We start from the raw sequence: 22,390 nt of genomic DNA, 5'->3' as shown, positions 1-22,390 counted from the left end.
AGAGGGAAAACTGAACGCATGACTTTCGTTACCGGCATCGTCGTCGTCCTTACCAAGCGCGTGGCACATTAGCCCCGGGTAACGAACCGTCACGCGCAACCCCTCGAAGAGCCGCCAGGCTGAGGGGTTTTTTTATTTCCCGCAGTATCCACGAACCACAGATGATCCACAAGGAAGAGTCCGATGAGCAAAGGATCGCCGATCAGCCCCTCGCTGATGGCTACTAAGTCCGCTGGAGCCACCAAGGCTCCGGAACGCGCCGACCGGACGGCTGAGCAGGCCGTCGTCGCCGCCGACCTTGCCGCCGCCTCTCCTGTCCTTGGGCCGAACAACGTTGTACCCCCAACGGTGATGACCGGCTCGCAAGCTATTGTCCGCTCGCTCGAAGAACTCGGCGTCGACGATATTTTCGGTTTGCCCGGTGGCGCAATCCTGCCCACCTATGACCCCTTGATGGCCTCGAGCATGAACCACGTGCTGGTCCGTCACGAACAGGGAGCCGGCCACGCCGCGCAAGGCTACGCCATGGTGACCGGGCGGGTGGGCGTGTGCATCGCCACCTCGGGCCCGGGCGCCACCAACCTCGTTACCGCCATCATGGACGCCCACATGGACTCCGTTCCGCTGGTGGCCATCACCGGCCAGGTGTCCAGCGGCGTGATTGGAACCGACGCGTTCCAGGAAGCCGACATTGTGGGCATCACCATGCCCATCACCAAGCACTCCTTCCTGGTGACCGATCCCAACGACATTCCCCACGTCATGGCCGAAGCGTTCCACCTCGCTTCCACCGGACGCCCCGGTCCTGTCCTCGTGGACGTGGCCAAGGATGCCCAGGTCGGGCAGATGACCTTCTCCTGGCCGCCCAAGATCGACCTGCCCGGCTACCGCCCGGTTACCCGCGGGCACAACAAGCAGGTGCGCGAGGCGGCCAAGCTCATTGCCGCGGCCAGCAAGCCCGTGCTGTACGTCGGCGGCGGTGTCATCAAGGCGCACGCCTCGGCGGAACTGCTGGCACTGGCCGAGGCCACCGGAGCCCCGGTGGTCACCACGCTGATGGCCAAGGGCGCCTTCCCGGACTCACACCCCCAGCACATGGGAATGCCCGGCATGCACGGCACAGTCTCGGCCGTGACTGCCCTGCAGCAGTCCGATCTTCTCATCACGCTCGGTGCCCGGTTCGATGATCGCGTAACCGGTGTCCTCAAGACTTTCGCCCCCATGGCGAAGGTTATCCACGCCGACATCGACCCCGCCGAAATCTCAAAGAACCGCACGGCGGATGTGCCCATCGTCGGGTCCGTCAAGGAAATCATTCCTGAGCTCACCGAAGCCGTCCGCACGCAGTTCGAGGCATCCGGAACCCCTGACCTCACCACCTGGTGGGCCTTCCTGAACAACCTCAAGGAGACCTACCCGCTGGGCTGGACCGAACCCGATGACGGGCTCAGCGCACCGCAGCGCGTCATCGAGCGCATCGGTGCCCTGACCGGGGCCGAAGGCGTGTACGTTGCCGGCGTGGGCCAGCACCAGATGTGGGCAGCGCAGTTCATCAAGTACGAGCGTCCGCACGCTTGGCTGAACTCGGGCGGAGCAGGGACCATGGGCTACGCGGTTCCGGCGGCCATGGGCGCCAAGGTGGGCGAGCCGGACCGCGTGGTCTGGGCTATCGACGGCGACGGCTGCTTTCAGATGACCAACCAGGAACTGGCCACCTGCGCCATCAACAACATCCCCATCAAGGTGGCGGTGATCAACAACTCCTCCCTGGGCATGGTCCGGCAGTGGCAGACCCTCTTCTACGAGGGCCGGTACTCAAACACCGACCTCAACACCGGCCACGACACCGTCCGCATCCCGGACTTCGTCAAGCTGGGGGAGGCCTACGGCTGCGCGTCATTCCGCTGTGAACGCGACGAGGACATCGATGCCACCATCCAGAAGGCACTCGAAATCAACGACCGCCCGGTGGTCATCGACTTCGTGGTGAGCCCGAACTCCATGGTGTGGCCGATGGTGCCCGCCGGCGTGAGCAACGACCAGATCCAGGTTGCCCGCAACATGACCCCGGAATGGGAAGAAGAGGACTGACCATGAGCCGCCACACACTGTCCGTCCTGGTTGAAGACAAGCCCGGCGTCCTGACCCGCGTCGCGAGCCTCTTCGCCCGCCGTGCCTTCAACATCAACTCCCTGGCTGTTGGCCCCACCGAGGTACCGGGCATTTCCCGGATGACCGTCGTCGTCGATGCGGACGGCGACCTGATCGAGCAAGTCACCAAGCAGCTCAACAAACTGATCAACGTCATCAAGATCGTTGAGCTGACTTCTGAATCTTCCGTACAGCGAGACCACATCCTGGTCAAGGTACGTGCGGATGCCGCGACACGTCTGCAGGTGACCCAGGCTGCAGACCTGTTCCGTGCCGCCGTCGTCGACGTGTCCACAGACTCGTTGGTGATCGAGGCAACCGGTACCCCGGAGAAGCTTGCAGCACTGCTCTCAGTGCTGGAGCCCTTCGGCATCCGCGAAATTGTGCAGTCCGGCACCCTGGCCGTTGGACGGGGATCCCGCTCCATGAGTGACAGGGCGTTGCGTTCCGCCTAGGAAGCTGCCCGGGCCCGGCCCGGCAGCAGGCAACGCCCGCAACCGCACCACAAAGACACCTATCTACAACCCACTCAAGAGGAGTTACGCAAGTGACTGAAATGTTTTACGACGACGACGCCGACCTGTCGATCATCCAGGGCCGCAAGGTAGCCATTGTTGGCTACGGCTCCCAGGGCCACGCCCACGCGCTCAACCTGCGCGATTCCGGCGTCGAGGTTGCCATCGCCCTCAAGGAGGGCTCGACGTCGATCGCCAAGGCCGAGGACGCAGGCTTCACGGTCAAGAACGTTGCCGACGCCGCCGAATGGGCCGACGTCATCATGATCCTGGCGCCGGACCAGCACCAGCGCTCGATCTACAACGACTCCATCAAGGACAAGCTGAAGCCCGGCAAGGCACTTGCCTTCGCCCATGGCTTCAACATCCGCTTCGGCTACATCCAGGCTCCGGAAGGCGTTGACGTCATCCTGGTTGCCCCGAAGGCTCCCGGCCACACCGTGCGCCGCGAATTCGAAGCCGGCCGCGGCATCCCGGACATCATCGCCGTCGAGCAGGACGCCACCGGCTCCGCCTGGGACCTGGCCAAGTCCTACGCCAAGGCAATCGGCGGCACCCGCGCCGGCGTCATCAAGACCACCTTCACCGAAGAAACCGAAACGGACCTCTTCGGCGAGCAGGCCGTCCTGTGCGGCGGTGTGTCCCAGCTGGTCCAGTACGGCTTCGAAACCCTGACCGAGGCCGGCTACCAGCCGCAGATCGCCTACTTCGAGGTCCTCCACGAGCTCAAGCTCATCGTTGACCTCATGTGGGAAGGCGGCATTGCCAAGCAGCGCTGGAGCGTTTCCGACACCGCGGAATACGGCGACTACGTTTCCGGTCCCCGCGTCATCACCCCCGAGGTGAAGGAAAACATGAAGGCCGTCCTGGCCGACATCCAGTCCGGTGCCTTCGCCAAGCGCTTCATCGAGGACCAGGACAACGGCGGCGTGGAGTTCAAGGCACTGCGCGCCAAGGCTGAGCAGCACCCCATCGAGGCTGTTGGCCGCGAACTGCGCTCCCTCTTCGCCTGGCAGCAGCAGGACGTGGACTACGTCGAAGGCTCCGCAGCCCGCTAAGGCTGGCTCAACGTGCCGTTATAAAGACAGACTGTGAGGCCGGGTTCACACTTAACAATGTGAGCCCGGCCTTTCCGTCGGCCTAGACTTGTTTTATCCCCCGGACTGCAACGCAGAGGATCAGCCGTGTCAAAACCCGTAGTACTGCTCGCCGAAGAACTTTCCCCCGCCACCGTCGAGGCCCTGGGCCCGGACTTCGAGATCCGCCAGACCGACGGCGCCGACCGTTCCCAGCTGCTCTCCGCCATCGGCGACGTTGACGCGATCCTGGTCCGCTCGGCCACGCAGGTGGACGCCGAGGCGATCGCCGCTGCGAAGAACCTCAAGGTCATCGCCCGCGCGGGAGTTGGCCTGGACAACGTGGACATCAAGGCAGCCACCCAGGCCGGCGTCATGGTGGTCAACGCCCCCACCTCGAACATCGTTTCGGCAGCTGAACTCACCGTTGGCCACATCCTCAGCCTGGCCCGCCACATCCCGCAGGCAAGCGCAGCCCTGAAGGACGGCGAATGGAAGCGCTCCAAGTACACGGGCATCGAACTCTTCGAAAAGAAGATCGGCATCATCGGCCTGGGCCGGATCGGCGCCCTCGTGGCCGCCAGGCTGAAGGGCTTTGACACCAAGATCCTCGCCTACGATCCCTACATCACCTCCGCACGTGCGGCACAGCTCGGCGTGCAGCTCGTGACCCTGGACGAGCTCCTGGCCCAGGCAGACTTCATCACCATCCACATGCCCAAGACGCCGGAGACAGTGGGCATGCTGGGCGCGGACGCCTTCAAAAAGATGAAGAGCACCGCCTACGTGGTCAACGTGGCCCGCGGCGGGCTCGTGGACGAGGAAGCTCTCTTCACGGCCCTGCAGGACGGCGAAATCGCCGGCGCCGGCGTGGACGTCTTCTCCAAGGAGCCCAGCACCGACCTCCCGTTCTTCAAGCTGGACAACGTGGTGGTCACCCCGCACCTCGGCGCATCCACGGACGAAGCACAGGAAAAGGCAGGCGTTTCAGTCGCCAAGTCCGTCCGCCTTGCCCTGGCCGGTGAACTGGTTCCCGACGCCGTGAACGTGGCTGGCGGCGTCATCGCCCCCGATGTCCGTCCCGGCATCCCGCTGATCGAGAAGCTCGGCAGGATCTTCACCGCCCTGACGCATGCCTCCCTGACCCAGTTCGACGTCGAAGTTGCCGGTGAGATCTCCTCCCTCGACGTCAAGGTCCTGGAACTGGCCGCCCTCAAGGGCATCTTCGCGGACGTTGTGACCGAGCAGGTCTCCTACGTCAACGCGCCGGTCATCGCCGAGCAGCGGGGCATCAACGTCCGCCTGATCACCACGCCTGAAACCGAGTCGTACCGGAACGTCCTCACCCTCCGGGGCGCCCTGAGCGACGGCACCCAGATCTCCGTGGCCGGCACCCTGACCGGCCCCAAGCAGATCCAGAAGCTGGTGGGCATCAACGGGTTCGAAGTTGAAATCCCCATCAGTGAGCACCTCGTGGTGGTGGCCTACACCGACCGTCCCGGCGTGATCGGAACCATCGGCCACATCCTGGGCATGAACAACATCAACATCGCCGGCATGCAGGTGGCACGCTCTGACGAAGGCGGCCAGGTGCTCGCGCTGCTGACCATCGACAGCTCCGTGCCCCAGCAGGTCCTGGACGCCATCAAGGCCGGCATCGGTGCCGAAATGGTGCGTGAAGTGGACCTGGAAGACTAGCCCCCACCCGGGAAACACCGTACGGCCGGCCGCCCCTCGGCGAGTCCCGGCACCGCCACGTATGATTGGCCGGTCTGCTTACAATGGCTGGGTCCTGATTCGGGACCGGGCCGGCAGGCCGGCCAATACCTTTTGCACATCCGTCCCCGTCCATGTCCGCATGGGCGGGGCGCGTATGTGCGCACGCAATCCAGGTTTCAGGGAGTTCCATGAACGCCGTCCAGAGGTTCATCAGAAGCAAAGTGCTGCTGTTGACCGCGGCCATCTTGATCGCAGCCATGTGCTTGTCGGTCCTTGTCCAAAGCCAGTCCCAGGCCGCGCTCAACAGGACCGTGGACGAAAATTCACGGGGCCTCTACGACGTCCTGGTCCAAGCCAAGGCGCCCTCAGGCTCGCTCATGCAGCCCGAGATTGCCAACGGCACCGGCGGGATCAGCTTCGAGCAGCTGGAGGCCATCAGGAAGCTCTCCGGAACCTCCGTGGCAGCCCCGATCAGCCTGGTCTCCCGCGTCACCCAGAACCTTGAATCCCCGCGCCTTGATGCCATGGACTACCTCGGCTACAACGCCGGGCTCGCCGGCACCGCCACCGCGGACCAGGCCGCCGGGGCAACCGCCCCGGACCAGTGGCCTGCGGCCGAGTCGGTCCTGGGCGATGAAAGCAGGAAGTACCGCCTGACGGCCAGCGCAGTCAGCTCCGATGGCGTCTCCGAGCAGACACTGTTCAAGTCCACCGCCGAGGGCACCCTTGGCAAGGCCAGGCTCGTGGAGGAGCAGGCCGCCGGCGGCAGCAGCATCCGCATCGCAGCGCCCGCTGACGAAACCGGCATCAAGTTCCCCGCCCCGGCCGGCGGCTCCGAACACAACCTCTTCAACCTATCCGTTTCTCTGCCCATGGCCCCCGAAATAACGGAATCCGTGGTCGCCGTCGATCCGGCTGCCGAACGCGCCCTCCTGGGCTCCGCGGGCGACTTCCTGTCCCCGCTGGAAAAGGCACCGCCGGGCGACGCCCGCGGTGCCGGCGCTGTGGGACGCTACCTTGAGGGACTCTTCACCAACGGCATCAGCCTGGACGAGCTGGAGGAAGGGCCGGATTTCCTCGGCGTCAAACTGAAGTATTGGGCGCCGCTGATGACCCAGTACCAGCAGGCCAAGCGGAACGGGCAGCTGACGGATGACTCCCAGGCCATTCCGCTGATCGTCCGGTCCGGCACCTCCATCGACCTGAAGTACAACGTCAAGATCGAGGAGATCGACGACGCCGGAAAGGTCGTCAAGGACGTCGGCACCGTCTCACGGTCCCTGGACAAGGACTACCTGCCGTTCGTCTCGAAGGAACCCTTCGTCCTCTCCTGGCCGGGTTCCACGGACCACTCCTCACTGCTCGGCAGCACCGGCAACTTCAACCAGGGCCTCTACAATCCCGCCACCTGGAGCACCGACTTCGCCGCGGCGCCCAAGTACACCGACGGGGAAGCAGCCGCCAACGGCGCCGAGGAAAAGACCGCAGTGCCCGGCGAGTGGGTCACCGTCAACCGGCTTCCCGAGAAGGGCGCCAACGGCGCGCCCGTTGACCAGACCCAGCGCGAACCCGTGGATGAGCGCTCCTACCGGGAGAACCTGGAAACCGGGGAGCAGGCAGCTGCCCCGCTGGCCATGGTGTACGGCACGTTCGACCCCTCGGCCGTTGCCGCGGCCGCCGGGGACGTCAACAAGCTGCCCCTGGGCGGTTACGATCCCACCCCGTTCACTCTGGTCAAGGACGCCGCGGGCAACGAAGTCCCCGCCACGGAACTTGAACCCTCCCTCAGCGCCACCGGGCTCGCCAGCCAGTCCGCCGGCGCCATCACCGACTACTACGGACTTGCTGCTGCCCGCGGCTACACCGAAAACGCCAGCGTGATCGATGCCGTCAGGGTCCGTGCCAAGGCGCCCGGCAGCTGGAAGGAAGCGCAGCCCGACGTCGAACAACTGGCCGGCGACATCCGCGCGATGGGCCTGGAAGCCACCATTGTGGCCGGTTCCGCGCGGGAGGACGCCAGCATTTTCGTCCCGGGATACAGCAAGGACGACGCCGGCAAGGAATCTGCCCTGGGCACCGTCCAGCAGTCCTGGGTCCGGCAGAACGCCGCAGAAGCCGTCACCGGATCGCTGTCCGGCACCAACATCACGCTGCTCTTCCTGACCCTTTGCGGCGCAGCCCTCCTGACCGGCGCGTCCACGGTGAGCTACATCCGCAAGCGCAGGAGCGAAGCCGGTACCCTGCGTGCCATGGGGTGGACCCAAGGCCGGATCCGCCGCTGGGTGCTGGAGGAATTCGGCGTTGGCGCGGTCCTGCTGGCCGTGGCCGGCATCGTGCTGAGCCTGGCCAGCTGGAGCCTTTCCACAGCCCTGGTATCCGCCTCCGTCCTGGTGCTGTACGCGGCGGCGGCGTTCTTCGCCGCGCAGCAGCTGCGCCACCGTGACGAGATCGACCAGGAACCGCAGCATGATGAACGGCTGATCCCGGTGGACTCACCGCTGACCTTCGCCAACCGCCAGCTGAGCACCAACAAGTTCAACACGTTGTCCCTGGCCGTAGCTGTGGGCGTGTTCGGGGCGGCAGTGGGCGGCCTGATCGCCTTGCTCATCGACATTCCCCGCGCCGCCGGCGCCAGTGCCCTGAGCGGTTTGGCCGCGGCAAGCGTCGCCCTGCCCAGCATCCTCCTGGCCCTCGCCGGTGTGGCCGTGGGCCTGGTGCTCACCCTGGTCACCGGGCGGTTTGAACTCAACGCCAAGCGCCAGTACCTTGGCATCCTCGAGGCCATGGGCTGGAACCCGGACATGCTCCGCCAGGTCCGGCTGTTCGAGAACGCGCTGGTGGGAACCGTGGCCCTGCCCCTGGGCGTGCTGGGCGCCCTGGGCATCGGCCTGCTCCTGGCCCCCTACGCCGCACTGTGGGCGGGCGTCGCAGGCCTCGTGGCTGTACTTTGCTGGATACCGATTGCAACGAAAGTGGTCCAATGACAAACCCGACCAACGTCCAGCGGAGCCGGAGGTCCGGCTCCGCTGAAGTCCCCCTGCAGACCCGGGCCAACACCATCGTCAAGGCCGCCGACCACGCCACCCCGCTGGAACTGAGCGACATCACCATCCGCTATGGCGGCGGCAAGGGCGGCGCGGAGGCAGTCAGCGTGGTGGAAGGCTTTGACCTCACCCTGCATGCCGGTGAGATGCACTGTGTTGCCGGGCGAAGCGGTTCCGGCAAGACCAGCATCCTGACCGTCGGCGCGGGGCTCACCCTGCCGACGTCGGGCCGCGTCTTCTGGGAAGGCGATTCGCTCGAAAGCATGGGCGACGACGAAATCGCGGACCGCCGTCGTGCATTGATCGGTTACGTCGATCAGGGCGGCGCCCTGATCGACGGCATGAGCGCCCTCGAGAACGTGCTCCTCCCGGCGGTTCCCGACGGTGAGGTGGACCAGCGGCGGGACATGGCCAAGGACCTGCTGGACCTCGTTGGCCTGGGCCGGCGCATGCGGCACCGTCCCGCCCAGCTGTCCGGCGGCGAACGCCAGCGCGTGGCCATCGCCCGGGCACTGATCCTGGGCACCCGGGTCCTGGTGGTGGATGAGCCCACCGCGAGCCTCGACCGTGCCTCGGCCAACCGCATCATCAGCATCCTGAAGGACACCACGTCGGACGGAATCGCCGTGCTGGTGGCCTCGCACGACCACGAACTGGTCCGCCTCAGCGATACCCTGACCGAACTCATCTAGCCCGTCCCTCCCCAGCGAAGGTAACGTCCTCCACGTGACTGCTTCAGAGAAAACGCCGTTCTACATCACCACGGCCATCACCTACCCCAACGGCGTGCCGCACATCGGCCACGCCTACGAGTACATCGCCACCGATGCGATGGCGCGCTTCAAGCGGCTGGACGGCTTTGACGTGATGTTCCTGACCGGCACGGACGAGCACGGAATGAAGATTGCCCAGACGGCCGAAAAGGAAGGGATTACCCCCAAGGAACTGGTGGACCGGAACGCCGAGGTTTACAAGGCCGCCCACGCCGCCCTGGGGATCACGTACGACCGCTTCATCCGCACCACCGACGAGGACCACTACGCCGCCTCGCAGGCCATTTGGAAAAAGATGGAAGCGAACGGTGACATTTACCTGTCCAAGTACGAGGGCTGGTACTCCGTCCGGGACGAGGCCTTCTATGGGGAGGACGACACCGTGGTCAAGGACGACGGCGTGCGCTACTCCAAGGAGACCGACACCGAGGTGACCTGGACGGCTGAGGAGAGCTACTTCTTCCGGCTCTCGGCCTACCAGGACAAGCTCCTTGCCCTGTACGAGGCCCAGCCCGAATTCGGCGCCCCGCAGTACCGCTTCAACGAGGTCATCAGCTTCGTCAAGCGCGGCCTGGAAGACCTGTCCATCAGCCGCACCACCTTCGACTGGGGCGTCCCGGTTCCGGGCAATGACAAGCACGTCATGTACGTGTGGGTGGATGCCCTGACCAACTACCTCACCGGAGTGGGGTACCCGGACGTTGATTCGGAGAAATTCCGGAAGTACTGGCCGGCGGATCTCCACATCATCGGCAAGGACATCTCCCGGTTCCACGCCATCTACTGGCCGGCTTTCCTTATGAGCGCCGGCCTTGAGCTGCCCAAGCGGGTGATGATCCACGGCTTCCTGCACAACAACGGCGTCAAGATGTCCAAGTCGCTTGGAAATGTGGTTGCTCCAGCGGACTTCGTGGCGCAGTACGGACTGGACCAGGTGCGCTTCTTCTTCCTGCGGGAAGTGCCCTTCGGCGCGGACGGCAGCTACAACCACGAAGCAATCGTGGGGCGGATGAACTCGGACCTGGCCAACAATTTCGGTAACCTGGCCCAGCGTTCGCTGTCCATGGTGGCCAAGAACTGTGACGGCAGGGTGCCTGTCCCGGGGGAGTTCACCGCAGAGGACAACGCCATCCTGGCGCAGGCCGCAGGGCTCCTCGACGCTGCGCGGGCAGCATTCGAGAAGCAGGAGTTCAGCCGCGCCCTCGAAGCGATTTGGGGCGTCCTGGGCAACACCAACGCCTACTTCGCCGAGCAGGCGCCGTGGGTGCTGCGGAAGACCGACGTCGAACGCATGAACACCGTGCTGTACGTGACGCTGGAAGTCCTGCGGATCGTGGCCATCCTTGCCCAGCCCGTCATGCCGACCGCAACAGCGGCGCTCCTTGGCACCCTCGGCCAGCCGGAAGGGGAGGCCCGCCAGTTCTCCGCCATCGGAACGCCGATTGCTGCGGGTACTGAACTGCCCGCACCGTCCCCGGTCTTCCCCAAGTACGAGGAGCCCGCCGGGGCCTGAACAAAGGCGTAGCTGACCGGACATTTCCGGACCCATTCCGGAAGGCAACGCGGTCTGTAGACTTCAGAGCCGGTGTCGCTTAGCCTTCAGAGGATTGCTACGCCCGGTGGTGAAACAATTTTGGGGGATTCATGCTACGGCAAATGGTTGTTCTTGGGCTGGTAGGTCTGGGCATGGCGGGGGGAGTGGCTACGGCGAACGCTGTTCCGGCGGCTACTCAAGGGGGCACCCTTATTTGCCACGCAAATGGTGACGGTACATTCACGCCGGTATACGTTAGGCCGCACGGTTGGACCATGAACATAGCTGGCCATGGCAACCAGGAAGCCGACATCATTCCAACCCGCATAAGCGACGGCGAACCGCAGGGTCGGAACATGACACCGCAGAACGTTGCCATTTACAAGAACGGGTGCCTGGTCACCGCTACCGCACCAGTCCCACCAGGTCAGGGCACGGAGGTGGTTCCGGCCCCGAAGGCCGCCCAGCCCAGAAGCCAGGGATATAACGTTGACACCGCTGTGGAGCGTCAGCGCGACCATGTTGCCCCCATGTGGCTGGCTGCAGCAGCCGGAATCCTTCCGGCCGCTGTTTTCGTTCTCTGGCGGAGCCGATACCCAGGGCGCACCACGCTTTAGTTTCATGATGCGACCTGAACATCGGCAGGCGCAGCACCTGACCCTGCGGAAGGCGGCCTGCTCGTTGGTGCTGGTGTGCGGGCTGGCCAATTGCAGCGCTGCCATCAGCCCGACGTCAGAGGTGCCGGTTGCCGCTGAGCCCGGAGCCTCGGCGGCTGGTTCGTATCCCGGCTTGATCCCGGAGGTCGCTGCCGGACCGCCTGCTTCGCCTCCGCTGCACATTACTTACCCTGCTGCCCGCATGGACATCCCGGTCCACCCATTTGTTCCGGACGAAGCGTCCGTGGCAAGCCGCAGCCTCGTCCCGCCGGAGACCATGGATGGATACTGGTTGGCGTCCTTCGGCTCGCCTGGGGCGGGGTCCACGGACACTACCTATGTGGTAGGCCATAGCTGGCTGGGACGTGATGCACCTTTCAATCACCTCAGCATGTTTGCGCGCCCTGGTGACCGACTGACGGTCCACACTGGTGCTGGTGCGTTGGAGTACCAGGTGGATTCGGTGACGATCCATACAAAAGCGACATTGAAGGACAGCGCCATATGGGAAGTCGTGCCCAACAGCGTTGTCCTGATCAGCTGCTTTACGGAGGATCCACAGGGCAAAAACGTGGTAGTACTGGCGCTGCCTTCTCCGGCAGAACTTCAGTGAGTCCTTCACGCATGTTCGGATAATGAGACGGTTTGACCAGCATATGGATAACTTGGCTACCCTAAAAATATGAGCGCATCCTCCATCGATCTTGCAGTTATCCCCGGCGACGGCATCGGCCCCGAAGTGATTGCCGAGGCAGTCAAGGTCCTCGAAAAGGCCGTGGCGGCGGAGGGCGTCGAGCTGAAGCAGACGCACTACAAGCTTGGCGCCGAGCACTGGCTGGCGACGGGGGAGACCCTGCCCGACGAAGTCCTTGCGGACCTCCGCACGCGGGATGCCATCCTGTTCGGCGCAGTGGGCGCAGCGCCCGGGGATACCCGGATTCCGTCGGGGATCATCGAACGCGAGATGCTGCTCAAGCTCCGCTTCAGCCTGGACCACTACGTCAACCTCCGCCCGTCGAAGCTCTACGGCACGGTGGGCAGCCCCTTGGCCAACCCGGGCGTCATCGACTTCATCGTGGTCCGCGAAGGTACCGAAGGCCCCTACGTGGGCAACGGCGGGACGCTCCGTGCGGGCACTCCCCACGAAGTGGCTACCGAGGTCTCGCTGAACACCGCGCACGGGGTGGAGCGTGTTGTGCGGGATGCATTCCGCCGCGCAAGCACCCGGGAGCGCAAGCACGTCACCCTGGTCCACAAGCACAATGTCCTGGTCTTTGCAGGGCACCTGTGGAAGCGCACGGTTGAGGCAGTGGCCACCGAGTTCCCGGATGTCACCCACGATTACCTGCACGTGGACGCAGCCACCATCTTCATGGTGACGGATCCGTCACGCTTCGACGTGATCGTCACGGACAACCTTTTCGGCGACATCCTCACGGACCTCGCCGCTGCCGTGACAGGCGGTATTGGGCTGGCCGCGTCAGGCAACATCAACATGGACCGCACGGCGCCGTCCATGTTCGAGCCGGTCCACGGTTCCGCCCCGGACATCGCCGGCCAGGGCAAGGCCGACCCCACCGCCGCGATCCTGTCCGCCGCCCTGCTGCTGGACCACCTCGGCTACGCCGCTGCGGCCCGCAGGATCGAAGCGGCAGTGGTTGCCGACGTCGAAAAGCGCGACGGCGGTGCCCGCAGCACGAGTGCCGTGGGCGATGCCATCGCCGCCGGGCTCTAACCCGCGCCAGGGCCGCAGGCATCGGGCGTAAGCTTGACTCGAATCACCAAATGCCGCCTTGCCGTTCAATGCTGAACCCGGGGCGGCCGATCGTGGAGGAACCATGACCCAGACCGCCCATGGCGTCGAATTCAGCCAGCAGCCCTCGGCCAACCCGAAATCTGCTGAAGAGCGTGCAGCCATCCTGGCCAACCCGGGATTCGGCAACCACTTCACCGACCACACCGCCGTCGTGGACTACAGCGTGGACGAGAAGGGCAACGGGGGCTGGCACAACGCCCGGATCGAGGCGTACGGGCCCATCGTCCTGGACCCCTCGGCTGCCGTGTTCCACTACGGCCAGGAGATCTTCGAAGGGCTTAAGGCGTACCGCCACGCGGACGGCTCCATCTGGACCTTCCGCCCCGAAGCGAACGCGGCGAGGCTGAACAAGTCGGCCCGCAGGCTCGCCCTTCCCGAGCTGCCGGCCGAGTACTTCCTCGGAGCAATCCGCGAACTCGTTTCCATCGACAAGGAGTGGGTCCCCGCCGGCGAAGGGGAGGCGCTGTACCTGCGGCCGTTCATGATTGCCACCGAGGCCTTCCTCGGCGTCCGCGCCGCTCGGGAAGTCTCCTTCCGGGTGATCGCCTCACCGGCCGGCAACTACTTCGGCGGGGAACTGAAGCCCGTTTCCATCTGGATCTCAAGGGAGTATGCCCGCGCCGGCCGCGGCGGAACCGGTGACGCGAAGTGCGGCGGCAACTACGCGGCGTCGCTGATCGCCCAGCAGGAGGCAGAAGCCAACGGCTGCAAGCAGGTCCTCTTCCTCGACCAGTTCAATGACAACGCAGTCGAGGAACTGGGCGGCATGAACGTCTTCTTCGTGATGAAGGACGGCTCGCTCGTCACTCCCGCGCTGACCGGCACAATCCTCGAAGGCATCACCCGGATGTCCGTTATCCAGGTGGCCAAGGACATGGGCCGCGAAGTCACCGAGCGCAAGATCACCCTCGATGAATGGCGCGACGGCGTTGCCTCCGGTGACATCACGGAGGTGTTCGCCTGCGGCACGGCAGCTGTGATCACGCCGATCGGAGTCCTCAAGGACGCCACCGAGTTCATCGGCTCCGAAGATGCCAAAGCGGGGGAGACCACCATGGCCATCCGCGAGCAGCTCCTCGGCATCCAGACCGGCACCGTACCGGACACGCACGGCTGGCTGACCCGCCTGGCCTAGCTGCCGGGTTCAACCACGTTAAAGAACTGCGGCGCCTGCCGGGCTTGGTCCCGGCAGGCGCCGTCGTTTTGTCCGTGCAGCGGCACGGCAGCACCGCTTACGGCGCGTAGCCTCCTTCGATACCGAGGCCGGTGCCCCAAACCAGTTGGCCTCGCTGAAAGTACTGGACGCAACCGGTGCCATCCGGTCGGCAATACTCGGCGCTTGTGGGGTATCCCAGGTAACCATTTTCTGCTCCAGCAGACCTCCACTGGGTTTCCATGCCTCCGCGGATGGGCCACGCGCCGACTCCCGGAGCCCAATACATCCTGCCGCGGGCGAATTGCTGGACACAGCCGCCGGATCGCAGCCCACAGGTCTCCTGAGATGTCATGGGCCCTCCCAGGTATGTAGCGTAGCGCTCGAACTTTGCCCCAATTGCGCCGGCTGTCAGTTGGGTACCTGCGCCGGGACTCCATACCAAGTAGGCGCCGCTTTGGAATCGCTGGTAGCAAAGGCCCAAGTGGCAGAATTCCTGGGAGATCGGATAGCCGAGCGCGCCGCGCTCTGCGCCCGACGAAGACCAGGCACTCAAGATGCCACCACCAATGGTTGACGGTCCCACCACAGGGGCCCAGTATGCCCGGCCGGCTTCCAGGTGCTGCACGCAGCCGCCGCCGGCCAGGCCGCATTGTTCCTCGGACGTGGGCCAACCAAGCCCGGCTTGCGCTGTGTCGTGATAGAAGGCATTGATGGCCCCCGTCATGGTGAACGTGCCGAGCCTTGGTGAAGAGTACACCTTGCCCCGTTCGAAAAGTTGGGAGCATCCGCGGTCGGAACAGCCAGGGACGCCGTACGGCAGGCCCAACGTTGATGTCCGGGCCGCGTAATAGGCATAAACATCGCCGAATGTCACAGCAGGCGGTTCAGTCCCGCGAATGTAGATGAGACCGCGTTCAAATGTCTGGCTGCAAACGGAGCCGGAATCGCAGGTGGAGTCCGCCAGAGGCCAGCCAAGCTGGTTCACGTAGTAGTCGTAGGTCCTGAACTGTCCGGCGACCAGAACCGCGGTCCCGGCGTTTGGGGCGTAAATGCTTCCACCCTCAAATCTTTGTTGACAGTTCAGTGCGGCATCGCAATTCATCTGACTGGAAGGAAAACCGACTGCTTCCCCGGACATCCCCCCGAAAGCATTCCACTTCAGGTAAATGGCCCCGGAAACTACGATCGGCTGTTGGTAGGCGCCAAGGACATAGATCCCGCCTGCAGTAAATGTCTGCCAGCACGAATAACTCTCCGCCCGGCATTCGGCGATTCCCGTGGGCTCACCGAGGACCGCGCTATTCGCTTTATAAGCCTGTCCAATAACTGTCTCCGAGTACTGGAGCGGAGTTGGAGCAGCAGGAGCAGTCGCGGCCACAGCGCCGCCGGCAAACGGCATCAGGATGAATAACGCGAATGCGAATGCCGAGAGAAGGCTCCGCACCCGGAGCGGGTGGGATGCGCTGCTTGCCGTCCGAAATGGTGTACCTATAGTTCTTCTCACAAAACCCCCCAATCAGGGGAGTCCCCCTGTGTTTACTGAACGCTAAATGTTCTCATGCCCGCCGGGGTCCGTCGATTATCGGCATTCACATCTCATACGGTGAGGCTTGGGCTTTATCAAGGGCGGCATGAGCGGAATTAGAAAAGTGGGATACCCGTTGGTTGCTTCGATCAGGAACCTGTCCGAGGACAACGATTCGGGCAAGCTTTGTGCTTTTACGGGACCATTCTCGCCGCCAAGACAACAATGACTGCATGAAGGTTCATGGACGGTCTCCTGCGGGAGTGAAGTCGCTGGAGATGATCTTTACCATTGTCTTTGGTGCTGGTCTGGCACTTGGCCCTAGCGCGTGCTCATCGTCCTGGAACAGTGGAAAGCCTTGTCTTCCGCCTGCCTATTCGCTAAGTCCCACAAGCGCCAAACCTGGCGAGACGGTGACAGTTTCTGCTCCAGCGGCAACCTGTGACCCGCGGTACGGCCCAGATGCCCACGTTCAAGTGATAGTCACCGCTGAAGGTGGTGCTGAAGTTATTAACACAACGGCTCCAATGACCGATGCTGGGGAATTCACCTACACTTTCGCTGTTCCTGCAGGCATGGCGGTTGGGACAGCGGAGGTGACTGCCATGCCGCACAACATCGACTGGTGCGATGACACTGGCGTAAACAACCGGGCAAAGGGAACCTTGCAGCTTGAGCTCGCCTCGTGCGTCCAGCCGGTGGAGCCGCTCACGATTACGCGCTAGCGTCCTGCGGGTCCCGTTCAGGCTCCTGGGGGGATCGGGTGGTTTTGATGCTCAATCCTGAACTCTTGCTGTTTCAGGTACGGACAGAAAAGGAAGCGTGCCAACATCGTGCTGCAATGATGGGGTGGTGACTCCAGCTTCCGGTCCCGTGCTGCAGCGCAGCACCGCCCTCACACAGTTCCTCCTGGCTCCCAATCCCGGGCCCATGAGCCTGGAGGGAACCAACTCCTACGTCCTGAGGGCACCCGGCAGCCCGGCCGCCGTGGTGGTTGATCCCGGACCGCTTGACGAGGCCCACCTTCAAGCACTCGCCGCCGCCGGGCCGGTCGACCTGATCCTCGTGACCCACCACCACGCTGACCACACGGCCGGCTCCGCCCGCCTGCATGAACTGACCGGCGCCCCGGTGCGGGCGGCAGACAAAGCCCACTGCCACGGCGGCGGCGCTCCCCTTAAAGACGGCCAGGCAATACTCGCCGGAGGCCTTGAGGTCAGGGTGGTTGCTACTCCCGGCCACACGTCGGATTCGGTCTGCTTCCACCTTCCCGCCGACGGCCCCCATGGCTCGGTTCTCTCCGGCGACACCATTCTTGGCCGCGGCACCACCATGCTCGACTACCCTGACGGGACCCTTGGCGACTACCTGGCCTCGCTGGACAAGCTTGAGGCGCTCGGGTCCGCCGCGGTGCTCCCTGCCCACGGCCCAACCCTTCCTTCGCTGGCGGGCGTTACCCGTGCCTACCGCAGCCACCGTCTGGAACGGCTGGAACAGGTGCGCGCTGCGCTGGCCCGCCTGGGCGCGGAAGCCTCCGCCGGTGACGTTGCGGACGTCGTCTATGCCGACGTCGACCCTTCCGTCCGGCGCGCGGCTGAAACTTCCGTCTCGGCCCAGGTCCACTACCTCCGGGAAGAGGCGGCGCGGCGGTCCCGGGGAGCCGCACCTGGCGAGACGGTAGGGTAGGAGCCATGCGTATTGCCAGGTTTGTCGTTGATTCTGATCCCCTGTACGGCGTCGTCGAAGGTGACACGGGCAGTGAGGAAATCACTGTCATCCACGGAGACCCCTTCTTCAACGGCGTGGAGCGTACCTCCGTCCGCCACAAGCTGGAGGACGTCCGCCTGCTCGCTCCCATCATTCCCCGCAGCAAGGTCATCGGCGTGGGCCGCAACTTCGTGGAGCACGCACACGAGCTCGGCAACGAAGTCCCCGCCCAGCCGCTCCTGTTCCTGAAGCCGAACACCGCCGTCGTGGGCCCCAACGATCCTGTGGTGCTGCCGGACTTCTCCGAGGAAGTCTCCTTCGAGGCGGAACTGTGCGTGGTAATTGGCCGGATCTGCAAGGACGTGCCCGAGGACCGGGTGGACGACGTCATCTTCGGCTACACCTGCGGCAACGACCTCACCGCCCGGGACGTCCAGAAGACCGACCTGCAGTGGACCCGGGCCAAGGGCTTTGACACCTCGGCGCCTTTGGGCCCCTGGATCGAGACCGAACTGGACACCGAGGACCTGCAGATCCAGGGCCGGCTCAACGGGGAACTGCGCCAGGACGGCAGCACCAGCCAGATGATCAGGGGAGTCCGCGAGCTGGTGTCCGTCGTCTCCCAGGCCTTCACCCTCCTGCCCGGCGACGTCATCATGACCGGAACGCCTGCCGGAGTGGGCCTGGTCAACGCCGGCGACCGCTTTGAGGTGGAGATCGAGGGCATCGGCCGCCTGTCCAACCCCATCGTGCGCCGCTGACCCCCGGGCCGCCCGGACCCCTGGTGGCAGACGGTAAAGTTGGAGCCACTATGACTACTGCTTCCGCGTCGAATGCTGCCTCCCTGCCCCCTGTTTCTGCCGATACGCCCGTGCGGGTCCGGTTCTGCCCGTCGCCCACCGGCACCCCGCACGTCGGGCTGATCCGGACGGCCCTGTTCAACTGGGCCCATGCCAAGCACACCAAGGGCACATTCGTGTTCCGCATCGAAGACACGGACGCGGCGCGCGACTCGGAGGAAAGCTACCAGCAGCTGCTCGAGGCCCTGAAGTGGCTTGGCATCACATGGGAAGAGGGCGTCGAGGTGGGCGGTCCCCACGAGCCCTACCGGCAGTCGCAGCGGCTTGACCTCTACAAGGACGTGGTGGCCAAACTGATCGAGGGCGGCTACGCCTACGAGTGCTATTCGTCCCCCGAGGAAGTCGAGGCACGCCACCGCGCCGCAGGCCGCGACCCCAAGCTCGGCTACGACAACTTCGACCGCGAACTGACCGACGAACAGGTGGCCGCCTTCAAGGCAGACGGCCGCCAGCCCGTTCTGCGGGTCCGGATGCCCGACGAGGACGTCACCTTCACCGACCTTGTCCGCGGCGACATCACCTTCAAGGCCGGCAGCATCCCGGACTACGTGATTGTCCGGGCCGACGGATCCCCCCTCTACACACTGGTGAACCCGGTTGATGACGCACTGATGGGCATCACCCACGTGCTGCGCGGCGAGGACCTGCTGTCCTCCACGCCGCGCCAGGTTGTCCTCATCCGTGCACTCATGGAACTCGGTGTTGCCAGCTACATGCCGGAGTTCGGCCACCTGCCCTACGTCATGGGCGAAGGCAACAAGAAGCTCTCCAAGCGTGATCCGCAGTCCAACCTGTTCCTGTTGCGTGACCGCGGCTTCATTCCCGAGGGCCTCCTGAACTACCTGTCCCTGCTGGGCTGGAGCCTCTCCGCCGACGAAGACATCTTCACCGTGGACCAGCTCATCGAAAACTTTGACGTCCACGACGTCCTGGCCAACCCGGCGCGCTTCGACATCAAGAAAGCCGAAGCCATCAACGGCACCCACATCCGCATGCTTGCCCCTGAGGACTTCCGGGACCGGCTGGTGCCGTACCTGCGCACCGCCGGATACGTGGGGGAGCAGCTCACCGCGCGGCAGGAAGAAATCCTCACCGAAGCCGCGCCGCTGATCCAGGAGCGCATCACGCTCCTGGGCGAGGCACCGGACATGCTCGGATTCCTGTTCAAGGACGACGACGCCATTGACGTTGCCGACGACGCCCGGAAAGGCCTCCCGCAGAACCTCGATGAGGTGCTGGACGCAGCAATTGCGGCCCTGGACGGCGTCCGGGAATGGACAGCTGAAGAGATCCAGGCGGCACTGAAACAGGCGCTCGTGGAAGACCTGGGCCTCAAGCCCCGGCTCGCCTTCGGACCCGTGCGTACCGCTGTATCCGGACGGCGCATTTCGCCGCCGCTGTTCGAGTCCATGGTGATCCTGGGCAGGGAATCCTCCCTCCGCAGGCTCCGGGCCTTCCATGGCTGATGAGCGCACGGCGATGACAGCTCCCCGAAGGGCAGGAGCCGGGGTCCTGGAAACGCCCTTCGGGGCAGTCCGCGGGATCCTGTTCGACATCGACGACACGCTGGTGGACCTCGAGTTTTCGATGACCACAGCCCTCCGGGAAGTCAGCGAACACCTCCTGCCCGGGATGGACCAGGCCGGCTGGGAGAGGTTCGGGCGGATCTTCACGCACGAAACCACCCACTATTACGACCGTTACCTCTCAGGTGAACTGACCTTCAACGAACAGCGGTTGCTGCGCGGCCGCGCAGCCCTGGGCCACTTCGGGGTTGAGCTTGCCGAAGGTGAGCAATCCCACCAGTGGCTCACGGCGTACATGGAAAAGCAACCGGCCTACGTGAAGCCGTTTCCGGATGTCATGCCGCTGCTGGACCTGCTGGACCAGGCCGGCGTCCCATACGGCGCGGTGAGCAACAACGTCCATGACTACCAGCGCGCCAAGCTGGACGGTGCAGGGCTCGAACGCGTCCGGCGCCTGGTGGGGACAGATACGTTGGGTGTGGCAAAGCCCGATCCGTCCATCTACCTGGAAGGTGTCCGGCTCCTGGGCACCGGGCCAGCGGAGACCCTCTACGTGGGGGACAACCGCCTGCTGGACGCAGAGGGCTCGACGGCGGCCGGCCTCCTGGGAGTCTGGCTCAACAGGGCAGGGGAACGAGTGCAGGAATTCCGGGGCAACATGGTGTCCTCCCTGGGCGAACTTATCGCCTAGGTACGGGGACGCAGGCCGGGCGTACGCCTGGCCTGCGTCCCCCGACCCGCGAGCCGGAGGCCGATTTGTGCGAGCACGAAGTCTCGGGTAAAGTAATTTCTCGTGCTGAGGCGCACGGAGCAGGGCAAAAGCCCTGAAAACCGGCCCGAAAGTATCATTGGGATATGGTGTAATTGGCAACACTACGGTTTCTGGTACCGTCATTCTAGGTTCGAGTCCTGGTATCCCAGCTCTGGTTTGAGCAGCTAGCAATAGCTCAAAACAGACGGTTTCAGCCGGTCCGCCGATTTGAAACCAAAGCGAAGTGTATGAAACAATCACTGAGCTTGACCAGCGGAAGCGCCGGTCAGAAGTACGGTAAAGTACACGGCCCCATCGTATAGCGGCCTAGTACGCCGCCCTCTCACGGCGGTAACGCGGGTTCGAATCCCGCTGGGGTCACCATTGAAATGGTCCCGGGCAAATGCCCGGGGCCATTTTTCGTTAAAGCTGCGGCAAACCTGATCCAGTCCAAAGGGAAGCTTCCGTACCCTGAACCCAATCGATGTCATTGGGGGCAGCTGTGCTGGGAAGCCGCTTTGCTGAGAGCCGGAACTCGTTGAACGCCATACGCCTGTTGCTGGCAGCGACCGTCATCCTGTCGCACTCCTGGTGGCTGGGTGGCTATGGACCAGAGCCGAGTCCCGGAGGTGTGAAGCTGGGAAGCTGGGCGGTACTTGGTTTCTTCGGTATCTCTGGATACCTCATAGCTCGAAGCAGGGTACGTGCGGCTACTTCCTTCAGCTACTTCAAAGCGCGGCTTCTGCGTATCTTCCCCGGTCTCGCTGTCTGTGTTGCGGTTGTCGCCTTCGTCATTGCGCCCCTGGCAGCCGTTATGGCAGGCAACAGATACTTCATGCCGGACGCGGTGATCTTTTTCGCCACCAATCTCTCTGCTGGAACACCAGGCATCGCCCTTGCCGGCATTCCAGGAACGCTGGACGGCGTACATGATCCCGGATCCTGGAATGGCCCGCTATGGACACTTTTCTGGGAGCTTGTATGCTACGGAATCGTCGGACTCGTTCTCGGCGTCCTGCGTCCGAACCTTGGGCGCGTTGCATTGCTGGTGCCGTTTCTGGCAGGTTCTGTCTACGTCTTTGTGCTGGACGCAGGCTGGGGACCCGTTTCGACACCACCCGACTGGCCTCTGATACCCGTACTGACCTTTCTTGCCGGCTCGCTGGTGTATCTGTTTCAGGACACTATTCCCGCGAATCGTTCCATGCTCTTTCTCACCGGCGCCCTTGTGGTACTGCCTGCTAGCCTCGGCTTTACTGCCTCTTTGGTCCACCTGCCGCTCAGCATCTTCCTGATAATGGCATCACTACATTTGCCGTTTCCCAATGTGGGATCCCGTTTCGACGTGTCTTTCGGCGTCTATATTTACGGTTGGCCTGTGCAGCAGTTACTCGCCTCCATGGGTCTCCCTCCTGTGGTGCCGCCCTTGGTGTTCGCTGGAGCTACATTGCTGTTAGTCGCCCCACTTGCCTGGCTGTCTTGTCGATACGTAGAGCAGCCGGGACAGCGCTGGCATCGCCCGCGGGTCACTCAGCGAAGGATGGAGAAACTGGCATGATGTTGCTGTGACCTCCCCGAACG

At 64.0% G+C, this 22,390-nt stretch carries 17 protein-coding genes and 2 tRNA genes; 18 read left to right on the top strand and 1 reads right to left on the bottom strand.

From position 1 onward, the window contains the following. Positions 1–183: 183 nt before the first annotated feature. From ABRP28_RS07235 to ABRP28_RS07190, 10 genes are all read left to right on the top strand, one after another. Positions 184–2,091 (top strand): acetolactate synthase large subunit, encoded by a 1,908-nt coding sequence (locus ABRP28_RS07235; protein WP_350002609.1) that lies wholly within the window; start codon positions 184–186, stop codon positions 2,089–2,091. Between the two features lie 2 nt (positions 2,092–2,093). Further along, positions 2,094–2,606 (top strand): acetolactate synthase small subunit, encoded by a 513-nt coding sequence (gene ilvN / locus ABRP28_RS07230; RefSeq protein ID WP_009356538.1) that lies wholly within the window; start codon positions 2,094–2,096, stop codon positions 2,604–2,606. Positions 2,607–2,698: 92 nt separating this feature from the next. Further along, positions 2,699–3,724 (top strand): ketol-acid reductoisomerase, encoded by a 1,026-nt coding sequence (gene ilvC, locus ABRP28_RS07225; protein WP_174178122.1) that lies wholly within the window; start codon positions 2,699–2,701, stop codon positions 3,722–3,724. Positions 3,725–3,850: 126 nt separating this feature from the next. After that, positions 3,851–5,440, top strand: coding sequence for a phosphoglycerate dehydrogenase (serA, locus tag ABRP28_RS07220; RefSeq protein WP_104184856.1), 1,590 nt, complete (start codon positions 3,851–3,853; stop codon positions 5,438–5,440). A 209-nt stretch (positions 5,441–5,649) separates the two neighbouring features. Next, positions 5,650–8,445, top strand: coding sequence for an FtsX-like permease family protein (locus tag ABRP28_RS07215; RefSeq protein WP_350002608.1), 2,796 nt, complete (start codon positions 5,650–5,652; stop codon positions 8,443–8,445). Beyond that, positions 8,442–9,197 (top strand): ATP-binding cassette domain-containing protein, encoded by a 756-nt coding sequence (locus tag ABRP28_RS07210; protein WP_350002607.1) that lies wholly within the window; start codon positions 8,442–8,444, stop codon positions 9,195–9,197. Before ABRP28_RS07215 ends, ABRP28_RS07210 begins: the two co-directional genes overlap by 4 nt. A 34-nt stretch (positions 9,198–9,231) precedes the next feature. After that, positions 9,232–10,791 carry a methionine--tRNA ligase gene (metG, locus tag ABRP28_RS07205; protein WP_350002606.1) on the top strand — a complete coding sequence of 520 codons (1,560 nt, stop codon included), beginning with the start codon at positions 9,232–9,234 and terminating at the stop codon, positions 10,789–10,791. A gap of 510 nt (positions 10,792–11,301) precedes the next feature. Beyond that, complete coding sequence (locus tag ABRP28_RS07200; RefSeq protein WP_350002605.1) at positions 11,302–12,081, top strand: class F sortase; 780 nt, start codon at positions 11,302–11,304, stop codon at positions 12,079–12,081. A gap of 69 nt (positions 12,082–12,150) precedes the next feature. Further along, positions 12,151–13,203 (top strand): 3-isopropylmalate dehydrogenase, encoded by a 1,053-nt coding sequence (locus tag ABRP28_RS07195; protein ID WP_350002604.1) that lies wholly within the window; start codon positions 12,151–12,153, stop codon positions 13,201–13,203. Between the two features lie 103 nt (positions 13,204–13,306). Then, positions 13,307–14,419, top strand: a complete 1,113-nt coding sequence (locus ABRP28_RS07190; RefSeq protein ID WP_350002603.1) for a branched-chain amino acid aminotransferase — start codon at positions 13,307–13,309, stop codon at positions 14,417–14,419. A gap of 97 nt (positions 14,420–14,516) precedes the next feature. On the opposite strand, the gene ABRP28_RS07185 is transcribed toward ABRP28_RS07190, so the two are convergent. Continuing rightward, the gene (locus tag ABRP28_RS07185; protein ID WP_350002667.1) at positions 14,517–15,542 is read right to left on the bottom strand and encodes a hypothetical protein; all 1,026 of its coding nucleotides are present in this window, start codon (positions 15,540–15,542) and stop codon (positions 14,517–14,519) included. A 950-nt stretch (positions 15,543–16,492) separates the two neighbouring features. Between ABRP28_RS07185 and ABRP28_RS07180 the strand changes: the two genes are divergently transcribed. From ABRP28_RS07180 to ABRP28_RS07145, 8 genes are all read left to right on the top strand, one after another. Further along, on the top strand, positions 16,493–16,690 hold the full coding sequence (locus ABRP28_RS07180) for a hypothetical protein (RefSeq protein WP_350002602.1): 198 nt from the start codon (positions 16,493–16,495) through the stop codon (positions 16,688–16,690). Between the two features lie 127 nt (positions 16,691–16,817). Then, positions 16,818–17,651, top strand: a complete 834-nt coding sequence (locus ABRP28_RS07175; protein ID WP_350002601.1) for an MBL fold metallo-hydrolase — start codon at positions 16,818–16,820, stop codon at positions 17,649–17,651. A 5-nt stretch (positions 17,652–17,656) separates the two neighbouring features. Further along, the gene (locus ABRP28_RS07170) at positions 17,657–18,433 is read left to right on the top strand and encodes a fumarylacetoacetate hydrolase family protein (RefSeq protein WP_350002600.1); all 777 of its coding nucleotides are present in this window, start codon (positions 17,657–17,659) and stop codon (positions 18,431–18,433) included. A 50-nt stretch (positions 18,434–18,483) separates the two neighbouring features. Continuing rightward, the gene (gene gltX / locus ABRP28_RS07165; protein ID WP_350002599.1) at positions 18,484–19,998 is read left to right on the top strand and encodes a glutamate--tRNA ligase; all 1,515 of its coding nucleotides are present in this window, start codon (positions 18,484–18,486) and stop codon (positions 19,996–19,998) included. 13 nt (positions 19,999–20,011) lie between these two features. After that, the gene (locus ABRP28_RS07160; RefSeq protein ID WP_350002666.1) at positions 20,012–20,749 is read left to right on the top strand and encodes an HAD family hydrolase; all 738 of its coding nucleotides are present in this window, start codon (positions 20,012–20,014) and stop codon (positions 20,747–20,749) included. 158 nt (positions 20,750–20,907) lie between these two features. After that, positions 20,908–20,979 (top strand) — tRNA-Gln (locus tag ABRP28_RS07155). Between the two features lie 138 nt (positions 20,980–21,117). Continuing rightward, positions 21,118–21,193, top strand: a tRNA-Glu gene (locus ABRP28_RS07150). Positions 21,194–21,311: 118 nt separating this feature from the next. Next, positions 21,312–22,367 (top strand): acyltransferase family protein, encoded by a 1,056-nt coding sequence (locus ABRP28_RS07145; RefSeq protein ID WP_374152942.1) that lies wholly within the window; start codon positions 21,312–21,314, stop codon positions 22,365–22,367. Positions 22,368–22,390 lie beyond the last annotated feature (23 nt).

The sequence above is a fragment of the Pseudarthrobacter sp. WHRI 8279 genome (genome assembly GCF_040224115.2).
Classification (GTDB): domain Bacteria; phylum Actinomycetota; class Actinomycetes; order Actinomycetales; family Micrococcaceae; genus Arthrobacter.
The sequence above is the reverse complement of the archived record's forward strand: the minus strand, read 5'-3'. Positions and strand labels throughout refer to the sequence as shown.

Coding starts and splice junctions, on each gene's coding strand:
- ABRP28_RS07235 (WP_350002609.1), top strand. CDS start 184: ATGAGCAAAGGATCGCCGATCAGCCCCTCGCTGATGGCTACTAAGTCC.
- ilvN (WP_009356538.1), top strand. CDS start 2,094: ATGAGCCGCCACACACTGTCCGTCCTGGTTGAAGACAAGCCCGGCGTC.
- ABRP28_RS07215 (WP_350002608.1), top strand. CDS start 5,650: ATGAACGCCGTCCAGAGGTTCATCAGAAGCAAAGTGCTGCTGTTGACC.
- ABRP28_RS07210 (WP_350002607.1), top strand. CDS start 8,442: ATGACAAACCCGACCAACGTCCAGCGGAGCCGGAGGTCCGGCTCCGCT.
- ABRP28_RS07195 (WP_350002604.1), top strand. CDS start 12,151: ATGAGCGCATCCTCCATCGATCTTGCAGTTATCCCCGGCGACGGCATC.
- ABRP28_RS07190 (WP_350002603.1), top strand. CDS start 13,307: ATGACCCAGACCGCCCATGGCGTCGAATTCAGCCAGCAGCCCTCGGCC.
- ABRP28_RS07185 (WP_350002667.1), bottom strand. CDS start 15,542: ATGAATTGCGATGCCGCACTGAACTGTCAACAAAGATTTGAGGGTGGA.
- ABRP28_RS07180 (WP_350002602.1), top strand. CDS start 16,493: ATGACCGATGCTGGGGAATTCACCTACACTTTCGCTGTTCCTGCAGGC.
- ABRP28_RS07170 (WP_350002600.1), top strand. CDS start 17,657: ATGCGTATTGCCAGGTTTGTCGTTGATTCTGATCCCCTGTACGGCGTC.
- gltX (WP_350002599.1), top strand. CDS start 18,484: ATGACTACTGCTTCCGCGTCGAATGCTGCCTCCCTGCCCCCTGTTTCT.
- ABRP28_RS07160 (WP_350002666.1), top strand. CDS start 20,012: ATGACAGCTCCCCGAAGGGCAGGAGCCGGGGTCCTGGAAACGCCCTTC.